We start from the raw sequence: 17,090 nt of genomic DNA, 5'->3' as shown, positions 1-17,090 counted from the left end.
TTGAGGTCCATTCCCTCTTAACATAGATACAATTGGAAGATAGAATGAATGGTTGTTATCTAGTATTCCTATATATAAAGTAAAATTTCAGTGATAGATAGTATGCTGATTTTGTAGGATTGAGGAATAGATGGTTTTACAGGAAATCGATAGTCATTCATTTAATGTAGAGTTAGATCCGCGCCTCCTTGAGGATATACTGCGTTGTCATAAAGAGCTAGAGGCTGCTGGAAAACTACCATCCAGGCAGCAACTGGCAGAATATTATCGGACTTTTCGTCAGAAGTTTGGACCAGAGCAGTTAGCTTTGTTGGATGGTGAAGCTCTCTTAATGACGATGCATAGTTATGGCACGAAGGATAGCCTCGTCTATTGGCTGGAGTTCAAGAATGATGAGGAGTTCCCTGGGATCTTTGGTGGCATTTCGGGAGGCAGTGCCTATAATTATGGTCTCTATTATAAGAAAGAGACTGATGCATGGATGAGTGGAACTTCTCATGCTCATCAAGAAATTACTGTGACAGAGGCTATTGTGCAAGCACGAAGGCATCGCGATGAGCTCGTTCGTGGCAGTGAGTTGCTGGATCACTTGCCAGTAGATTCGAGTCTCGCAGCGTATGAACAATTACAGTTGGATCTGTCACGCGTGGCTCCTTTTGTTTCAGCAACCGCATGGGGTCATAAATATTTTAGTTTGCTTTATCCTGATAAGCTTGATGATTTTCACAATGCTAATTATGCTCGTTACCATTTGATCAAACTTTTGCTACCCCCGCCAACAGTAGAAGGGCGTTATGTCACTGCCCCTTATTTTATGCATATGGCTCACACTTTGCAGATGCCAGTGAATACTCTCACGACTGTGTTGAACAAACGTGTGGTTGGCAAGATTGATGGCTATTGGCGGATTGGGGTTGCTCGCTATGATGAAGATGCTCATCGTTTGCAAGATGATTGGTTGTCGATGCAAGCAGGAAATTTTTGTGCCCTTGGTGCTCCTGAGTGGTTACAGGTTGGTGATCTTTCTACGGTGACGAAGAATGAAAAGCAGGAGGGCAAATTGTTAGAGACGCTTAGGCAGGCTTTCCCTGATCGCAAGTCTGCTGTGATTACGAAGTTCCGCAATCAGCTCTTTGATTTTAGCCAGAGCATCGGTATTGGTGACCTGGTGCTTGCCGCCGATGGAGCAACGATACGTGGTATTGGCCGTGTCACTGATACGTACAAATATGATCCTGACGCTCGCTATCAACATCAGTTGCCGGTTAAATGGCTCTCATTCAATGAATGGAAATTGGAGGTGAATAACGGTAGCTTTGAAGGCAAGCTGACCAGCGTCTATAAGATCAAGCAGACAGATAATCTTCTCAACGTCGAAAGACATGTTCTGGACGGCGACATAACACTTAGTATTCCACATGATGATTTACCTAGTAAGAGTGATCCAAAGCCGCCAGTATTGCAGAAGCCACTAGCTGCTCTGGCTGGTTTGATGAGACGTATTCAGGTGACTCTGGAGCGTAAAGGGCAGCTGATCTTGTATGGTCCTCCGGGGACGGGCAAGACGTATTGGGCCGAGCATACGGCTCGTGAATTGGCGGCCCGTTCTCGTTATCAGAGGACGTTTGAAGATCTGACTCCTGAGCAGGCTTTGACAATTGTTGGCGATGGCAAGGGGCGTGCGGGCTGTGTGCGTATCTGTTGCTTTCATCCAGCTTATGGCTATGAAGATTTCCTGGAGGGCTTTCGTCCTGATACGTCTCATGGACTGATGCAGTTTGTGCCACGCGATGGCATCTTTAAGCAGTTGTGCCATGATGCGGCCCGGGAGCCGCGTGAGAACTTTTATTTGATTGTCGATGAAATCAATCGTGGCGACATCCCCAGGATTTTTGGTGAACTGCTGCTGGTCCTGGAAAAAGACAAGCGTGGAAAATCTATCCTGCTGCCCCTGACACAGCAGTATTTTGAGGTTCCACCCAATGTCTTTCTGCTCGGTACGATGAATACGGCTGACCGCTCGATTGCCTTGCTCGATACCGCTCTGCGACGCCGCTTCGGCTTTATCGAGTTGTTGCCCGATTATACGCCGTTGAAGCTTGCTGAGGCGGGCGGTATTCCGCTGGGACTCTGGTTAGATGCTCTTAATAGTCGCATCTGCCAGTATGTTGGTCGTGATGCGCGCAATCTGCAAATTGGTCATGCCTACCTGATGGAAAAGGGTCTCCCAATCAATGATCTCACGACGTTTGCCCGTATCATTCAGGATGACATTCTGCCACTGCTGGAGGAATACTGCTATGAGGACTACCAGCGGCTGGAGCAGATTATGGGCTCGGGCTTGATTGATGTCAAGTCACAGCAGGTGCGCTATGATCTCTTTGAGCAGGCGCAGCAACCTAATTTAGTCCAGGCGTTACTTTCACCGTGTCCTGAAATTCTCACCTCGGCGCAGGCCATCGACATCGAGGAACAGCAGGCGGCTCGCGATGAGGATGAGCTCGAAGACGATGAGGACGATGCCACTCTACGTGAAGATAATGGTCACAATCTATGAGTATCGTACTTGATCTGCATGAGTGGCAAACGGTCACGCCAGCCACTCATCCGCAACTGGCGGGCATTGTCTTACCACAGGATGCTACGACTCAGAATATCGTCGAGGAATTGACCGTCTCAGAGCGACTCAGTATCATCCAGCAACCGCATGGTTTGCGGATCGAAACCACCTCTCACATTGGACGCATGCAGTTGGGCGATATCTCGATCACCATCCAGCCTAAAATTGCCGGACTCCCTTTCGTCCGGCTCATGCAATATGCCTATGGCTTGCATCCACTCAAGCTTTTCTCCACCACCCCGTTTGATCTAGAGACGAGCTCGTTTCAAGAACTCATCCTCCAACAACTGTTGGCCGAAACCAATGAGCTATTGTTACATGGACTTCAGAAGAACTATGTACAACGTCACGAAGCTTTGAGCAGCCCCAGAGGCCGTATCTCGTTTGCCAGCCTCGCCAACCAGGGGGGTATCGTTACATCCACGCTCCCGTGTACGCATTATCTGCGCCTGGAAGATACATTACTGAATCGTGTCCTCAAGCAAGGTGTGCGTCTGGCTGCTCAGCTTACTGCCAATCATCGACTGCGTGCAGACTTGCAGCTCCTTGAACGCTATCATCTGTCAAACATCACGGCAACCACTCTGGATGCCCAGATCCTCACGCAGGTCCGCCACGCGATGACCCGTCAGACTCTATCCTATACGCCAGCGATTACCTTGATTGAAATATTACTAGCCGCTAGCGGCATCAGCGTCGCCGGTCAAGCACAAAGGATACCACTCCCAGGTTTCCTGTTTGACATGAACCTCTTCTTCCAAAATCTGCTCTACCGTTTCCTCTCCGACAACCTGCCCGACTATCAGATCCAGGAGCAATACGTCCTCGATAACATCATCAGCTACAGCGAAAATCCGCGCCATCGTCAGGCACCACAGCTCCGACCGGATTACGTTGTCAAACAAAAAGGTAAAGCCGTTGCGATCCTGGATGCCAAATATCGCGACCTCTGGGATAAGTCCTTGCCGCCCCACATGCTCTATCAGCTCATCATGTATGCTCTCGGGCAGACAGACTGTGATCGTGCCACCATTCTCTATCCAACCATCGGACCGGTTGCCAGTGAATCCCGTATCGAGGTACGTATTCCTCTTTATCAGCGAGGCAGCGCCTACGTGATTCTGCGGCCTGTTGATCTACTGCGGCTTGATCAGCTTATCCAGCAAGCGCGAGCGCATCAGGGTCAGCGCGAACGGACTGGCTTCGCTCAGCAACTTGTCTGGGGTCGTATAAGCTCTATCTGATGATATGGATATATTGCATCGATTGGTATTCATGGAATAAAAGATGTGAGTTTGCATGTTTAATGAGAAGAAGAATTTAAAAAATTATTTGAGTATTGCCGTTTACTTTTATATAAAAAGAGAGCCTCGTATTTGGGAAGTAAGGAAACATATGAGCAACATCGATGCACGATCAAAGTCTGTGCGCAATCTGTTAGATGGTATGAAATATACAATCGACTATTATCAGCGCGAATATAAATGGGAAACTAAACAAATCACTGAGTTGCTGCAAGATCTTGAAGCAAAATTTCTTGATAATTATCAGGAAGCCCATGAACGTACACAGGTCGAATACTACTCTCATTATTTCCTCGGTTCCATTATTATCTGCAATCGCGATGGGCAAAAGTTTATTATTGATGGGCAACAGCGCCTCACGTCATTAACTTTGCTCCTGATGTATCTCCATAATTTCCAAAAAGAGTCGTTTGAGTCTGTCAGCATACGCAACCTCATTTTTTCTGAAAAGTTCGGCAAAAAATCGTTTAATCTTGATATTGCCGAACGTATGGTCTGTGTGGAAGCACTCTATAATGGCGGAACCTTTGATATCAGTAATCAACCTGAATCTGTCAGAAATATCGCATCACGCTATGCTGACATTGAAGAACATTTCCCCAAGGGACTCAAAGGACACGCTTTGCCGTATTTCATTGATTGGCTCAAAGAAAATGTGGTGCTTGTTGAGATTACAGCGTTTAGTGATGACGATGCGTATACCATCTTTGAAACGATGAATGATCGTGGACTGAGTCTGAGTCCCACTGATATGCTAAAAGGTTATCTGCTGGCTAATATTCTAGAGAGTAGGGAGAAGGCGACTGCAAACGATCTTTGGAAAAAGCGTCTGGCTGAGTTGATTGTACAGAACAAAGAAGATGAAGCTGATTTTTTCAAAGCGTGGCTTCGTGCAAAATATGCCGACTCGATACGAGAAGGGAAAAAAGGATCCAAACCACGGGATTTTGAGATGATCGGCACCGCTTTCCATAAATGGACCCGTGATCATAAAGATCAATTAGGCTTGAAGAAGAGCGAAGATTTCCGCCGTTTTGTGATGGATCATTTTAACTATTTTTCCAACTGTTACTTGCTCCTGCGTGAGGTATCGCAAGATCTTCATGCGGCCAAGAAACATGGCTTAGAATATGTCTTTTATAATGCACATAATAATTTTACGTTGCAATATCCACTGATCCTTGCTTCGCTGAAGGTCGAAGACGATTTTGAGACCGCATTACATAAAATACGGCTGGTCTCTGGCTATCTGGATATCTTCATTATTCGGCGTGCCTTTAGCTATCGTACGCTTGATTACTCATCCATTGTTTACACGATGTTCAATCTCATGAAGGAAATTAGAGAAATGGACATTCCAACACTTGCTACGACCTTCAAACACAAAATTGAGAAAATGGATGAGACTTTTTACAGTGGCTTTCATCTGAATATGTGGAGCAAGCGTTATATTCAGCATATTCTTGCGCGCATGACGAGCTATCTGGAGGAGCAAAGTGGACATGATTCCAATTTTTCTATGTACGTTTCGCGAGAGGTAAAAAAGCCATTTGAAATCGAACATATCTGGGCCAATCAATATCAACGACATACGGACGAATTTGACTCTGAGGCAGAATTTGCCGCCTACCGGAATCTCATTGGTGGCCTGGTTCTCCTTCCAAGGGGATACAATCAAAGCTTAGGCGATAAGCCCTATGAGAAAAAAGTCCAGGATTATGCCAAACAAAATTTGCTTGCTCGCTCACTCAGCGAACAGGGCTATCAAAACGAGCCATCCTTCCTGGCATATGTCAAACAAAGTGGCCTGCCGTTCCGAGCTCATCAGGAATTCAAAAAGGCCGATGTCGATTTGCGCCAAAAACTGTATATACGTCTCTGTGAAGAAATATGGAGTCCAGCCAGGTTTGATCGTGAGCTCGAAGGATGATGATGTTTCCTGTTTGAGTGTGAGACTGGTCTAAAAGAATACTGCCAAATCACCTTACCACCCCAATCAAGCGTATTTGGAGAACGGACAAGTGGCCAGACAACAGTAGTGGCTGTGCTTAAAGCACAACGATAAGCATTTCTACGCTTTGAAATGCTAAGGTAGGATTGAGTCTAGTACGTCATTTATGACAGAAGAGTGATTGGCTTGCATACACAGTTTTTCATCAATGAGCTTGACTTGTGTTTTCACGAGAGGATTGTCTTTATTCTGATTAGATGCTATCTCTAACATCTGCCGGGCTCCATCGGGCCAGGTGTGAGGTGACTGCTTCAGGAATCTTGTGCGTAGATCATGATCTGCGACTACACATGATATTATCTTGACACCTCTCTTTTTTAACAGTTTGGCTGTTTCTACTATAGAAGATGATTGTAAAAACTTTCCATCAGATATAACGATCAATATTTTTTCTCTTTTTTGGTATTGAGGATCAATAAAACGGATAGCTGCTTTATCTAAGGCTTGAGCAAAAGGTGTATTATCTGACATAATATTTTCTGCTGTGCTATGTTCTTTTTCGATAAGAGGAAGAATATTAGTTAGTTGCTGTATTGGTCGCGTAACTTCTCGCATGGAGGCGAGTTTAATCCAATACGGAAATTCCTGTTGTATCTGCATTTCAAAATTTTCTGTGAAAATACCGTAGATTGTCGTTTCAATCAATGGTCTAATAATATTCCATCCAAATTTTGCAATACAGCGTGTTGTAAGATCACGTACTTTCTGATTGTTGATATGTGCTCCGATGCTTAACTTGGAAATCTCTAAAAGCCCTAAATGCTTGGTCATGATAAGCTGAATGCTGTTCTTGACCTCCATTTCTAGCTCTGATTGTACTTGTGATACAAGTATCAATATTTTTTCTTTGTCTAAGTTATCAACGAGCTCAGCAATGTTAAAACCAAGCGTTAGTGCTTTTAATGTTGAAGATGTATAGCTCTCGATAAATTTTTCTACACACTTTTTAATGATGTTTGTGTATCGACCAGCGTTTTTTTCAAAATTGCTTATTGCACTGCCAATGACATTATCAACGTATTTTTGTGCATCCTGAAATGAAATTTTGGCTATTTTCTGCTCTCTACTAGTTACATGATTTTGTGCATATTTTGCGAGCCAGTGGGGTAATCGTTTTTGTTGTTTTATTTGTGATAGTTTGAATTGCCAGCTCCTTCGTAGCTTCCGAGTGGCTGATTGATACATTTCTTGCTGTACATAATATTTTAATTGTTCTTCAACCGCTTCGGTGATAGTTGAATGTGCGATGATGTCTTTTGCATAGCCTTGCCATCGCTGATTGAGTTGTTCTTGGAGTTTACTGAGCTTATCCTTATTTGGTACGGTATCTGCTAGTGCTAGCAGATCGCAAACGAGATTGTCTATAGGTAGTGTTTTGACATTGTGATCCATTCCATGATCTTTTTGATAGCTGATATTTTTACCATTTGTATGCATCAACGTTTTAAATCCCATACCCAGGCAGAAAAATTCCGTATCATCTATCTTTTCTGTGTTTTCTAGTGCATCCCAAATTGTGTATATGCGTTTATTCAGTACATCTCGAATTACCTCAATTTGCGCTATTTTTCGACCGTCTTGATTGTTCCAGTTACTTTGCATAGAACTGGAAACATCGAGAATGACTCCTAAAAGAATAGCGGCTGGTTGTGTAGAAATCGTCATGGTCTGTGCTCCTCCGTTCGACCGAGTTGTAGATGAGTTAAAATGCTAGCCATTAAATTGCGTGTCGCTATTAGGCACTTCTAAATGCCCTAATGTAATGCGTGTGAACTCTTTTAAGACATCTGAATGGTTTGCCTGTACAAAGAGTTTGGATTGGGGATAGATGGTCCAGCCCTTGTTTAGAAGAAATGTTTCAACAGGTGTATTTTCTTTTAATGGTGATGCCATTTCAAACATCAATCGTGCTTCGTCACTCCACTCAGTTAATGGTTGATTGCGCAATTGGCGGGAATCTACCTCATCTTTGTCTGTTATAAGGCAGCAGAGGATGGTGATCCCCATTGCTTTTAACTTTTCCGTGAGGTGAAGGGGTGAAGACGTTGTAAACTTTCCATCAGAAATGATAAAAAGAATGGGTTGCGTTTCCTCTTTTCGTATTTTCAACTCTCTTTGAAAGCGAGCAACAATTTTTGTTAATACATCAGTAATTGGTGTCGTTTTGCCAAAAAGGATATCTTCTGCATTGTCTAGCAACTCTTCACTTTCTTTCCACCATTGAATAATGTCATCTAGTGCAAGCGTGGTATCTCCAATGGCAACTGCACGGCTTTCAATACTCTCCTGCATATCATGCCAGATACGTTTACGTATTTTTTGTCGTCCAGCTTGTTGTGCAATTTTCTCGGCAAGATCCGCTGTATTTCTTGCACCCAGAGTGCGTATGAGCTTCCCAAGCCCTTGATACGTATCAGTTATCGCTTGTCTTTCTTGTTTGTATTGTTGTACCTTTGCATTTACGAGCTCATGTGTAAGAATTTGTTGACTTGCTTTCCAGAGGGACAATAGGTCGCAGATATTCATCGCTTGCAAACCGAACGCATATATGAACATATCGATTTCGGTTGCAGTATCATCGGTTGAGCCGTCTTGTATACCCTGATGGGCAGATTGTACAAGCTCTTTAAATGCCTTTTGAATGCTTGTTAACCGTTTTGTCTCATCACCAGAATGATTGAGAAAACTTTTTTTCATCGATGCTGAAAGATCAAGTGCAATTCCAAAAAGTACCCTGATATTTTCAATATATAAGGGTTCTGAAACTTCTCCATCTGTTTCTTGATCGTGGAACTCTAGCGGTTCTGGCGGTTGTTCGCCTTTTTTGATTAACAATGGTCGCAGTAACGTGTTTGGAAAAGCATTTGTTATGCGTCGATTTCCTTCTCTGTATGCATGCTCTATATCTTTCCCCGCCGCAATTGCATCATAGAAACCATCCGAAAATTCTATTGCTACTTGATCGTCGAGTGCGTCATCTATCGCGATGGTATACGGGATATGTTGCGAGATCAAAGATCCTTGTAGCAATGAATGGCATGCATTGAGAATGAGACATTGAATTGTCGCGTGATATTCTTGAAACAAATTTTGCAGCGTTTTTAGGTCGACTTGCTTACGTCCACCTTGATCATTGGCTAAAACGAGGCCTTGCTGATTTCCATAGCTTGCTATATGGACAATTTGAAAGTCCTCATTCAACATCTCTCTGCTTAAATCGCTAAATGTTGCAGCGGGAAGTGTCTGTAAAAAAAATTTTTCATTGTGCTTACTTCGATTAATAGCGTTGCGAATGGTACGTTCCTCAACATCGAGATGTAATCGGCCCGTCCCTATGGGATTTGCAAATATTGCCAGGACACGAATCTTATTTGTCTCGACCTCTTTTGTCTCCATAGGCTGCGCCAATAACACGCTATCGTCCGTTTGAAACTTGGCTAAAACTTCCATAGCGAATGCGCTGGCATGTTGAGCTGCCTGAATTTGGTATATGGTATTCTCATTTTTGGGTTTATCTGTAATGATAGAGGCGATTCCTCGAATAATAAGGGTGTCTATGTGCTGATTTGCATACATTGCTCTGATAAAACCGTACCCTTCCATTTCGATCGCAAGTGTATCTCCATAGTTCTCTCGGAGAAGGTGGATTGTTTCTGAGTGGAGTGAGGCGATAACTTTTTCACCAGCGGCTATCGGTCCGACGTGTACCTGGGGAATATATTCGTGTGTATATGCCTTGATGCGTTGCCTCCAATCATCCTTTTTGGCTTCAGCCATAGCTCGTTGTTCCAGTGCATGAGTTGGTTTCCCTATTTCTGGAAGTGGTTCAAATAGAGTACTGGCTTTACCCGATTCGTAACTATATACTTTGTTGGCTGCTATCACATCGCCAATTTGAACACCTGTAAATCCTTTCGCCATACCAACATGTAGAACCACAGATGGTTTGAAATAGGTAATCGCTCTTTCTGCTGCCGCAGCTGCGGCAGCATTATTTCCCGCACCGACTTGCGTAATACCGACTAGCCAGATGTGTTTTGGGGTCTGAAGATGTCCCTCTTCATAGATAGTTCCTTTGTGAATCTTTTCTTGTAAATTACTGAGCTGGTCTCGAACCGTCTGATATTCTAGACGCGTTGTTGTAAGAATAACTGCCTGCTTATTGGGTAATTGGTGAGAAGACATGTCCAATACCTCTTTCTCTAAGGGGAACCTGATCAAACCTTCTATCAGATCGATTCCACTTGTCCCGATACAACGCGATTGGCTTATTTTCAGGCAACGATGTATTATAATTGGTAATGTTTTTTATGCTTTGCTGATTCTTGTTCGCATCAAGACACGATATCTTCTTTGTCTTGAGCTGATAGGCCAGCAGCGATCACGGTATTTTCTAGGCCGATGTGTTTTTTTTCTTGGAAAACTTCTAGTTGTGTAAAGTACATATGGGAAATTTGGTCTGGCGAGTCTCCCCCAGCAAAGCCTTCCTGAATACGGGCTTGTAACACGTCTAACGTTTCTTTGGCTACTCTGTCTCGTATGTCATGGCATATGTCATAGAGCTGACTCTTTGTGCTCTCTTGGCGTTTAAACTCATTTTCCTTTATTTCATGTAGACGTTTTTGCTCTGCTTCATAATTTTTAATTTTATACTGTGCTGCTAATCGTTCAAGTTGTAGCTCTGTCTCTCTCTGAATCTTTAATACTTCTGTGTCTGGCCCTTTAACAGGATAAAAGGTTGCTCTATTGTTCTGAGCGATAGTGAATCCATCTACGTGCAGTGTCGCGTCATTCCAGTATTCTATAGGTAAGGGATTTTGTTGTAAGTTGTCAGAATGTGTTGTCGATGCGTATTGTGTTATTAATTGACGTAGTTTACGTATAACTTCCCTTACTGGATCTAATTTTTGAATATAATTGTATGCTATTCGATGTGGATCTTTTACTGTGAGTGCTATGGGAATTTCATAGCGATACTGATAATTGTCGCTTGTGGTAACTGTGCCTGCCAGTTGCCGATATTGAATTGTGTGGGCAACTGCAATCACTATATCGCCGTCGTGAGCTTTGATTTGATCATTTGGAGCTATTTGTGCTGGCTTGATATACTCTCCTGGTATATCGTTGTGGAATAAAAGCATGCTGTAATCAGCCTTCGCTTTTATAGTTTTGGTCATAAATGGCAGGCAAGAGATACCTATTGTTTGTACTATGCCTAGCTGATCTGTGACAAGATTGCTCATGCGTGAACCTCCGATCGTGTTTGGTGCGTCGATATACCATCAAGTACTGTGGATGCCATACGTTCCAGTGAAGGATTACGAAGTTTTCCTTCTTTCTGCCATTGTTTTAAATATCTCTGATAGATAGCGCTACTTGCTGCTGATCGCTTTCTCTGTTGTTGGAGATGCTGTTCCCACTGTTGTATTTTGTGACCAAGTTGGACCATAAAATCGACATAGGAAGTATAAATACGTTGTGTATGCTGATCGTGTGTTTGAGCGAGTATATTGATCACCGTTTCAGCCCAGTTTCTCAAAAATGTCATTGAAACATCGGCATGCGTTGTGATGATGGCTGATCGGAACATCATTATTAACCTCTCTTTAAGTGGATCATTTTGCACAATAGCTGCAATGAAAATGTGATAGTCGAGATTGACAATGTGAATTCGTTCTGATGGCAATTGTTGTTGTTCATACACTGCTGAGTATATTGGATATCCTTCCGGGCGGATTGTTGCAGCTATGACAAGAAAGAAAGCATCATTTATGCATTGGAGACACAAGTCTCTTTGCTGTCGTTTGTTTGCTACTGTGGCGAGATCATTTGTGACGGACCATGTATCAATGAGGTTCTCACATAGATCGGATAGACTTTGTAGTACTTTGCGTAAGTGACCGGACCAGGTGAGGCTGACATAGGTAGAGATACACGCAGAAGAAAGACTGGTCGTGCAGTCTTTGTCGTGTATTGGTAACATTGTCAGTATATCTGCTATTTGGGATAATGCAATCAAGGGGAATTCTTTCCCAATAAAGTTGTATGAATACCCAATCGTACGCCCTAAGAAAACATTTGTTTTTATCGGGGGCTGATTATTTTGCTCGTTACGTATTTTCTGTATCCACTTATCAATAATCCCGAGAGCAGATAAGCTGTGCTGTTCAGTAAATTGTTCGTGTCGCTCGCATTCGTATGCTCCGGCGAGTAAGGATGAAGCACGGCGATAGCTTATGGTTGAGTTCTGTTTGACGAATTCGTCAGCCTGGGCTCGCACCTGGTGTATGTTTTTTATGCGTAGAATGAAGCCGAGCGCCTTGGCAGCGAGCCAGTAGTCATACCCAGATTCTCGATTTTTTGCCCACTCTTTCGCTTTCTTGAAAAAGAAGTCACCGTAGCTCCCTTTATTCATAAATTCTTTGCTGAGAAATGTCAGGATACGTGCACTAAATAGTGATGAGCCGTAGTCATCGGCATCAATCCAATAGATGCATGCAACTCCTTTTGATTGGCGCATCATCGTATAGGTATGAGCGTGGAGATCTTGTCTGAATTGATGGTGTTGCCGAGGAAATGCCGATAAGTTGTCAACAGGTACTTGCGTTGAAGAAATGTAGTAATTTTCTATTTCATGCTTTTTAATTTCTTTATAAAGACTTTCTGCTTGCTTAGAGATAATATCTGCTGGTGCACTATGCAGAATTGCGGTTGTAAACACATAATGTTGCTCGTATTCATCCAAAGCATAAAACCATGTTGCCATTTCTTCTTCTGTTACCAGTGTTATGTTGGTATTCTCGGTGGAGGAAGCATTGGTAAAGGAAATTTGAGTTTGTTGCTCAAACGCTAAATCGTTACCTAGCGACTTTATTTGGTCATGTATTGCCTTGTCATCTTCTGGTTCATTATGATCATCTATTTGCTCTGCAATTTTACTTGCTTCACGTATAATGCCATAATAATTATTATAATGAATCACGACATGTTGGTAATCACCAATTGGTGAGATGATATTGCCTGACTTTGTCTCCTGGCTAATAGTGGCATTATGTGTTCCCGTTTGGGGCACACCTTCGTTCGTTGTGTGCACACTATCTTCCGGATTTGTGTTTTCTTCTGTACCTTGATTCACATCAATATCTTGCTGCATTTTTAGGTTCATTTCCTCGGAGTGTCTCGTATGTGTACGAGTCTCGCTCTCTCACTGATTACGCATCTTTATCTTTGTGCTGTGTGGTGTTTTGAGTGTAATGAATGATATTGTGCTCGCCAATAGGTGAAATAATATTACCAGATGTTGTTTGTTGGTGAATTGAGTATGGAATTGTTGGATGTGGTGGTGTTGGTTTCGATGGGCTATTGCCACGTGTGCCCTGTAGTTCATCGGGAGTCAGCTTGGAGAGCACCTCAAAAGTAAATGCGCTGGCATAATCGGCGGCAATTTCTTGAGAATTGTTTTGGTCTGTCACACTTTTATTGTCAATGAGATCTGATATTCCTCTGATGATGAGCGCTTCAATGTGTTGATTGGCATGAGTTGCCTGTAAGAAACCATGCCCTTCCATTTCAACGGCAATGGCGTTGCTGTAATTTTTTTTGAGAAATTGATATGTAGCAGAACGCGTAGAGTTAATCACTTTTTCTCCAGCTGCGATGGCATCGACGAAGACACGAGGTTGTAGCGTAAGGCTTGCTTGCCTTGATCTCTGGAGCCATTCATTCCCGCGAGCTTCCTTCTGAGCTCTTTGTATCATTCGATAGGTTGATTGACCAATTTCTGGCCGAGGAAGAAAGGAAGTGCTTGCTTTCCCTGACTCATACCCATATACTTTTGTCGCTGCAACGACATCCCCAATCTGTACATCTTTTAGTCCTCCGGCAATGCCAACGAAGAAGATTACTTGTGGTTTAAAATAATCTATAGCTCGACCGGCCTCAAATGCGGCATTTGCGCTCCCTTGCCGCGTTTCTGCAAGACCTATCTCCCATCGTCTATTTTGTGCCAGGAAAACACCACGTTCATAGAGTGTTCCCTCAGGATGAACTTCTTCTTCTAGCTCGACAAGATGATGACGTATAGCTTGATATTCAATAGGAAGAGCCGTCAAAATGACCGCGCTAAGATGAGTCTGTACATTCAATGTATAAATCTCCTTATTATTTTAGATGTGGCATAGCTTTCTTTTCTTGAATACACTAGCTATACCTGCTACACTTGTTGCTAGAGTAGTATCAGCATTTCATACTTTTTGATTAAGTATGAGTTCCTCCGCTGTTTGATAAAAATTCTTTCATAAGCTTACCGTAGTTTACATTGCACTGGAACTAGAAACGGTGGACACTTGCCAGACAGTTTGGGGACATTTACCATGTTCTTCCATGTCTGTTTTATGAGGATGTTAGGCGGTACTTAAATGAAGCAACGTAAAAATTTCTCTGAGCTGTTACGATATGAACGCGAACAGCGTGGATGGTCTCAAGAGTTCCTTGCTGAGCGTCTCCAAACCAATTCAAAAACCATTTCCCGTTGGGAACAAGGGAAAAACCTTCCGCAGTCTTATCAACGTCAATCGCTGTGCCAACTTTTTCAGAAAACTGCTGGTGAACTTGGCCTACTTGAAAATGATGATGTCTCTTCTTACGCCTTTGAGCGACAGGATTGGGGAGATGCACCATTGGGTGGCCATTTCTATGGGCGCGTGCAACAGCTTCATCAATTACAGCAATGGATTGTAGAGCGAAGGTGTCATGTTGCAGCTATTGTTGGACTTGGAGGCATAGGAAAGACCTCATTGTGCGCGAAGGCTGCTTCTACTGTACAAGAATCTTTTGAGTATATATTTTGGCGTTCTCTTCAAAATACTCCACCCATTGAGCAGTTTATGCTCCAGTGTATCCGATTTCTGTCTGATGGTCAGCCTGTTGAGGCCTCTGAAGCTTTTGATGACCAAATGCTGCATTTGCTTCGTTGCCTGAAGCGTTCACGCTGCTTGCTTGTTCTAGATAATGTTGAGTCTATTATTCAGGAAGGTCATTCTAATGGACAATACCATCCAGGATTTGGTGGATATGGACGTCTTATTCAAATGATAAGCGAAACGTCACATCAGAGTTGTCTGCTTTTGACGAGTCGTGAGAAACCAAAAGAAATTGCTCTTGCTGAAGGGAGCGTTTTTCCTGTTCACGTATTGCATTTGCAAGGAGTTGCCTCTGGTGAGGGGCAAGAATTGTTGAAAGAAAAGGCCTTGATAGGGACTCAGGATCACTGGCAAACGCTTACCAATCTGTATGCAGGTAATCCACTTGCGCTCAAAATCGTGTCAGATACTATCAGAGAAATCTTTCATCGAGATATTGAACCGTTTCTTCAGAGTGGTGAAGTTTCTTTTGATTTGTTAGAAGATTTAATTGACCAGCAATTTTATCTCTTAACCCAACAAGAACACACTATCCTGTATTGGTTGGCTATTGAGCGCGAGCCCATCTCTATAGAAACCATTTGCGATGATATAGTCCCTACAGTAACACGTAAAAATGTCTTTACGGCCTTGGAATCTTTAAGAAGGCGCAATTTTATTGAGCTACGTCCTATGGCGAAGTTCACATTACAACCGGTTATTATGGAATATGTTACCAACAATTTTATTGAAGTTTTACTGGATACTTTTATCACGAAGGATAATGAACCCTGGAGAAACTATGTTCTGTTGAAAGCACATAGTAAAGACTTCATACGGATTAGTCAGGAGCGTCTTCTTCTCGTGCCAATTGTTGAGCGTCTCCTGTCTACGTTAGGAAAGAAGAATGTACGAGAACATATATGCGAAATGCTTCAGGTCCAGCGGCATGAAGCTCCTTTGCAAAGAAACTACCTTGCGAATAATATGCTAAGGATGCTGATGTATTTACATGAGGATCTAAGAAGTGTGGATTTCTCATTGCTTGCTTTTAAGCAGGCATATTTTCAGGATGTTTCTCTTCATGGGACTAATTTTTCACAGGTACATTTTGTTTCATCAACCTTTAAAAGTAATTTTGGGAATATACTGTGTATTGCTTATAATGCGCAAGAAAACAGTTTTGCTATGGGAACTGCCACTGGTGATGTATGGATTTATCATGCGCTCAGTTGTGTAGCTCTTGCACACTATACGGGTCATACCGATGGCGTTTGGTCGATAGCGTATAGTCCCGATTGCACACTCCTGGCAAGTAGTAGCGATGATCAAACGATACGTTTGTGGCATGTTGAAACAGGGCGATGTATCAATGTGCTGTCTGGTCATACAGATAGAGTGAGATCCGTCGTGTTTAGTCCAGATCAGAAATGCCTTGCGAGTGGTAGCGACGATAGAACGGTGAAACTATGGAATATTGATAGTAGTGTATGTATTGCGACGTTTCGAGGCCATGTAGATCGTGTCTGGTCTGTTACGTTTAGTCCCGATGGCCAGGTATTAGCTACGGGGAGCACAGATGGTACCATTCGTCTATGGAATATCCTGACGAGAGCATGTTCTACCATATTAGAAGGCCATTCAGGCTGGATACGGTCTGTCGTGTATAGTCATAATGGGGACTTTCTCATAAGCGGGAGTGACGATCGAACCATTCGTTTGTGGGATGTAAGTGAGAGTCGCTGCCTCCAGACGTTTGTTGGTCATCAAAATCGTGTGTGGTCGGTAGCCTTTCATACGACTGACCACATGATTATAAGTAGTAGCGAGGATCACAGCATTCGCCTGTGGGATAGTCGTAATGGTCTCTGTTTGCGAATCTTGCAAGCGCATATTGGTGGTGTACGAGCTATTGCGATGAGTGCAGATGGAAGTCTTTTGGTAAGTGGTGGCGATGATCAAGCAATTCGTGTCTGGGAAATATCCTCTGGTACTTGCCTGAAAATACTAAGTGGTTATGCGAACCGTGTGTGGTCGGTAGCCTTTCATCCAGAGAATCAGACATTCATGAGTAGCTCAGAGGATCAACATTTAAGGGTATGGAAATTGAAAGAGAATATGGAGGCAGACATATTAGATATAAGGGAAGCACAAACACATGGAGTGCGTTCAGTTGCATATAGTCCAGATGGAAAAGTCTATGCGAGTGCGGGAGAGGATCAAACTGGAAGTGACCCGCAAAGATAGAGAGACAA

9 protein-coding genes are annotated in these 17,090 nt (G+C 43.1%); 4 read left to right on the top strand and 5 right to left on the bottom strand.

What is annotated here, in order from left to right; translation table 11 throughout:
* Positions 1 to 130 precede the first annotated feature (130 nt).
* From AC27N8_RS03100 to AC27N8_RS03090, 3 genes are read left to right on the top strand one after another with little or no spacing between them, the layout of a single operon-like run.
* Entirely contained in the window at positions 131 to 2,557 is a 2,427-nt protein-coding gene (locus AC27N8_RS03100) for an AAA family ATPase (protein ID WP_487063846.1), read from the top strand.
* The gene (locus tag AC27N8_RS03095) at positions 2,554 to 3,864 is read left to right on the top strand and encodes an McrC family protein (RefSeq protein WP_487063844.1); all 1,311 of its coding nucleotides are present in this window, start codon (positions 2,554 to 2,556) and stop codon (positions 3,862 to 3,864) included. Before AC27N8_RS03100 ends, AC27N8_RS03095 begins: the two co-directional genes overlap by 4 nt.
* Before the next feature lie 55 nt (positions 3,865 to 3,919).
* Complete coding sequence (locus AC27N8_RS03090; RefSeq protein ID WP_487063842.1) at positions 3,920 to 5,854, top strand: DUF262 domain-containing protein; 1,935 nt, start codon at positions 3,920 to 3,922, stop codon at positions 5,852 to 5,854.
* 156 nt (positions 5,855 to 6,010) lie between these two features.
* Here the strand turns inward: AC27N8_RS03090 and AC27N8_RS03085 are convergent, their stop codons facing one another.
* From AC27N8_RS03085 to AC27N8_RS03065, 5 genes are all read right to left on the bottom strand, one after another.
* Positions 6,011 to 7,600 (bottom strand): VWA domain-containing protein, encoded by a 1,590-nt coding sequence (locus AC27N8_RS03085; protein WP_487063840.1) that lies wholly within the window; start codon positions 7,598 to 7,600, stop codon positions 6,011 to 6,013.
* A gap of 45 nt (positions 7,601 to 7,645) precedes the next feature.
* Positions 7,646 to 10,120 (bottom strand): phosphorylase family protein, encoded by a 2,475-nt coding sequence (locus AC27N8_RS03080; RefSeq protein ID WP_487063838.1) that lies wholly within the window; start codon positions 10,118 to 10,120, stop codon positions 7,646 to 7,648.
* 149 nt (positions 10,121 to 10,269) lie between these two features.
* Positions 10,270 to 11,178, bottom strand: a complete 909-nt coding sequence (locus AC27N8_RS03075) for a hypothetical protein (RefSeq protein WP_487063836.1) — start codon at positions 11,176 to 11,178, stop codon at positions 10,270 to 10,272.
* Positions 11,175 to 13,088 carry a hypothetical protein gene (locus AC27N8_RS03070; protein WP_487063834.1) on the bottom strand — a complete coding sequence of 638 codons (1,914 nt, stop codon included), beginning with the start codon at positions 13,086 to 13,088 and terminating at the stop codon, positions 11,175 to 11,177. The genes AC27N8_RS03075 and AC27N8_RS03070 overlap by 4 nt, the downstream gene beginning before the upstream one ends.
* Positions 13,089 to 13,146: 58 nt before the next feature.
* Positions 13,147 to 14,079: a 5'-methylthioadenosine/S-adenosylhomocysteine nucleosidase family protein gene (locus AC27N8_RS03065; RefSeq protein WP_487063832.1), complete on the bottom strand. Its 933-nt coding sequence runs from the start codon at positions 14,077 to 14,079 to the stop codon at positions 13,147 to 13,149.
* Between the two features lie 273 nt (positions 14,080 to 14,352).
* Between AC27N8_RS03065 and AC27N8_RS03060 the strand changes: the two genes are divergently transcribed.
* On the top strand, positions 14,353 to 17,082 hold the full coding sequence (locus AC27N8_RS03060; RefSeq protein WP_487063830.1) for a WD40 domain-containing protein: 2,730 nt from the start codon (positions 14,353 to 14,355) through the stop codon (positions 17,080 to 17,082).
* Positions 17,083 to 17,090: the final 8 nt, after the last annotated feature.

The organism is Dictyobacter sp. Z7_2 (assembly GCF_057551105.1).
The sequence above is the reverse complement of the archived record's forward strand: the minus strand, read 5'-3'. Positions and strand labels throughout refer to the sequence as shown.

What these genes read in the sequence shown, in the direction of transcription:
- AC27N8_RS03070 (WP_487063834.1), bottom strand. Translation starts at nt 13,088, where the DNA reads ATGCAGCAAGATATTGATGTGAATCAAGGTACAGAAGAAAACACAAAT.
- AC27N8_RS03060 (WP_487063830.1), top strand. Translation starts at nt 14,353, where the DNA reads ATGAAGCAACGTAAAAATTTCTCTGAGCTGTTACGATATGAACGCGAA.
- AC27N8_RS03080 (WP_487063838.1), bottom strand. Translation starts at nt 10,120, where the DNA reads ATGTCTTCTCACCAATTACCCAATAAGCAGGCAGTTATTCTTACAACA.
- AC27N8_RS03085 (WP_487063840.1), bottom strand. Translation starts at nt 7,600, where the DNA reads ATGACGATTTCTACACAACCAGCCGCTATTCTTTTAGGAGTCATTCTC.
- AC27N8_RS03075 (WP_487063836.1), bottom strand. Translation starts at nt 11,178, where the DNA reads ATGAGCAATCTTGTCACAGATCAGCTAGGCATAGTACAAACAATAGGT.
- AC27N8_RS03090 (WP_487063842.1), top strand. Translation starts at nt 3,920, where the DNA reads ATGTTTAATGAGAAGAAGAATTTAAAAAATTATTTGAGTATTGCCGTT.
- AC27N8_RS03095 (WP_487063844.1), top strand. Translation starts at nt 2,554, where the DNA reads ATGAGTATCGTACTTGATCTGCATGAGTGGCAAACGGTCACGCCAGCC.
- AC27N8_RS03100 (WP_487063846.1), top strand. Translation starts at nt 131, where the DNA reads ATGGTTTTACAGGAAATCGATAGTCATTCATTTAATGTAGAGTTAGAT.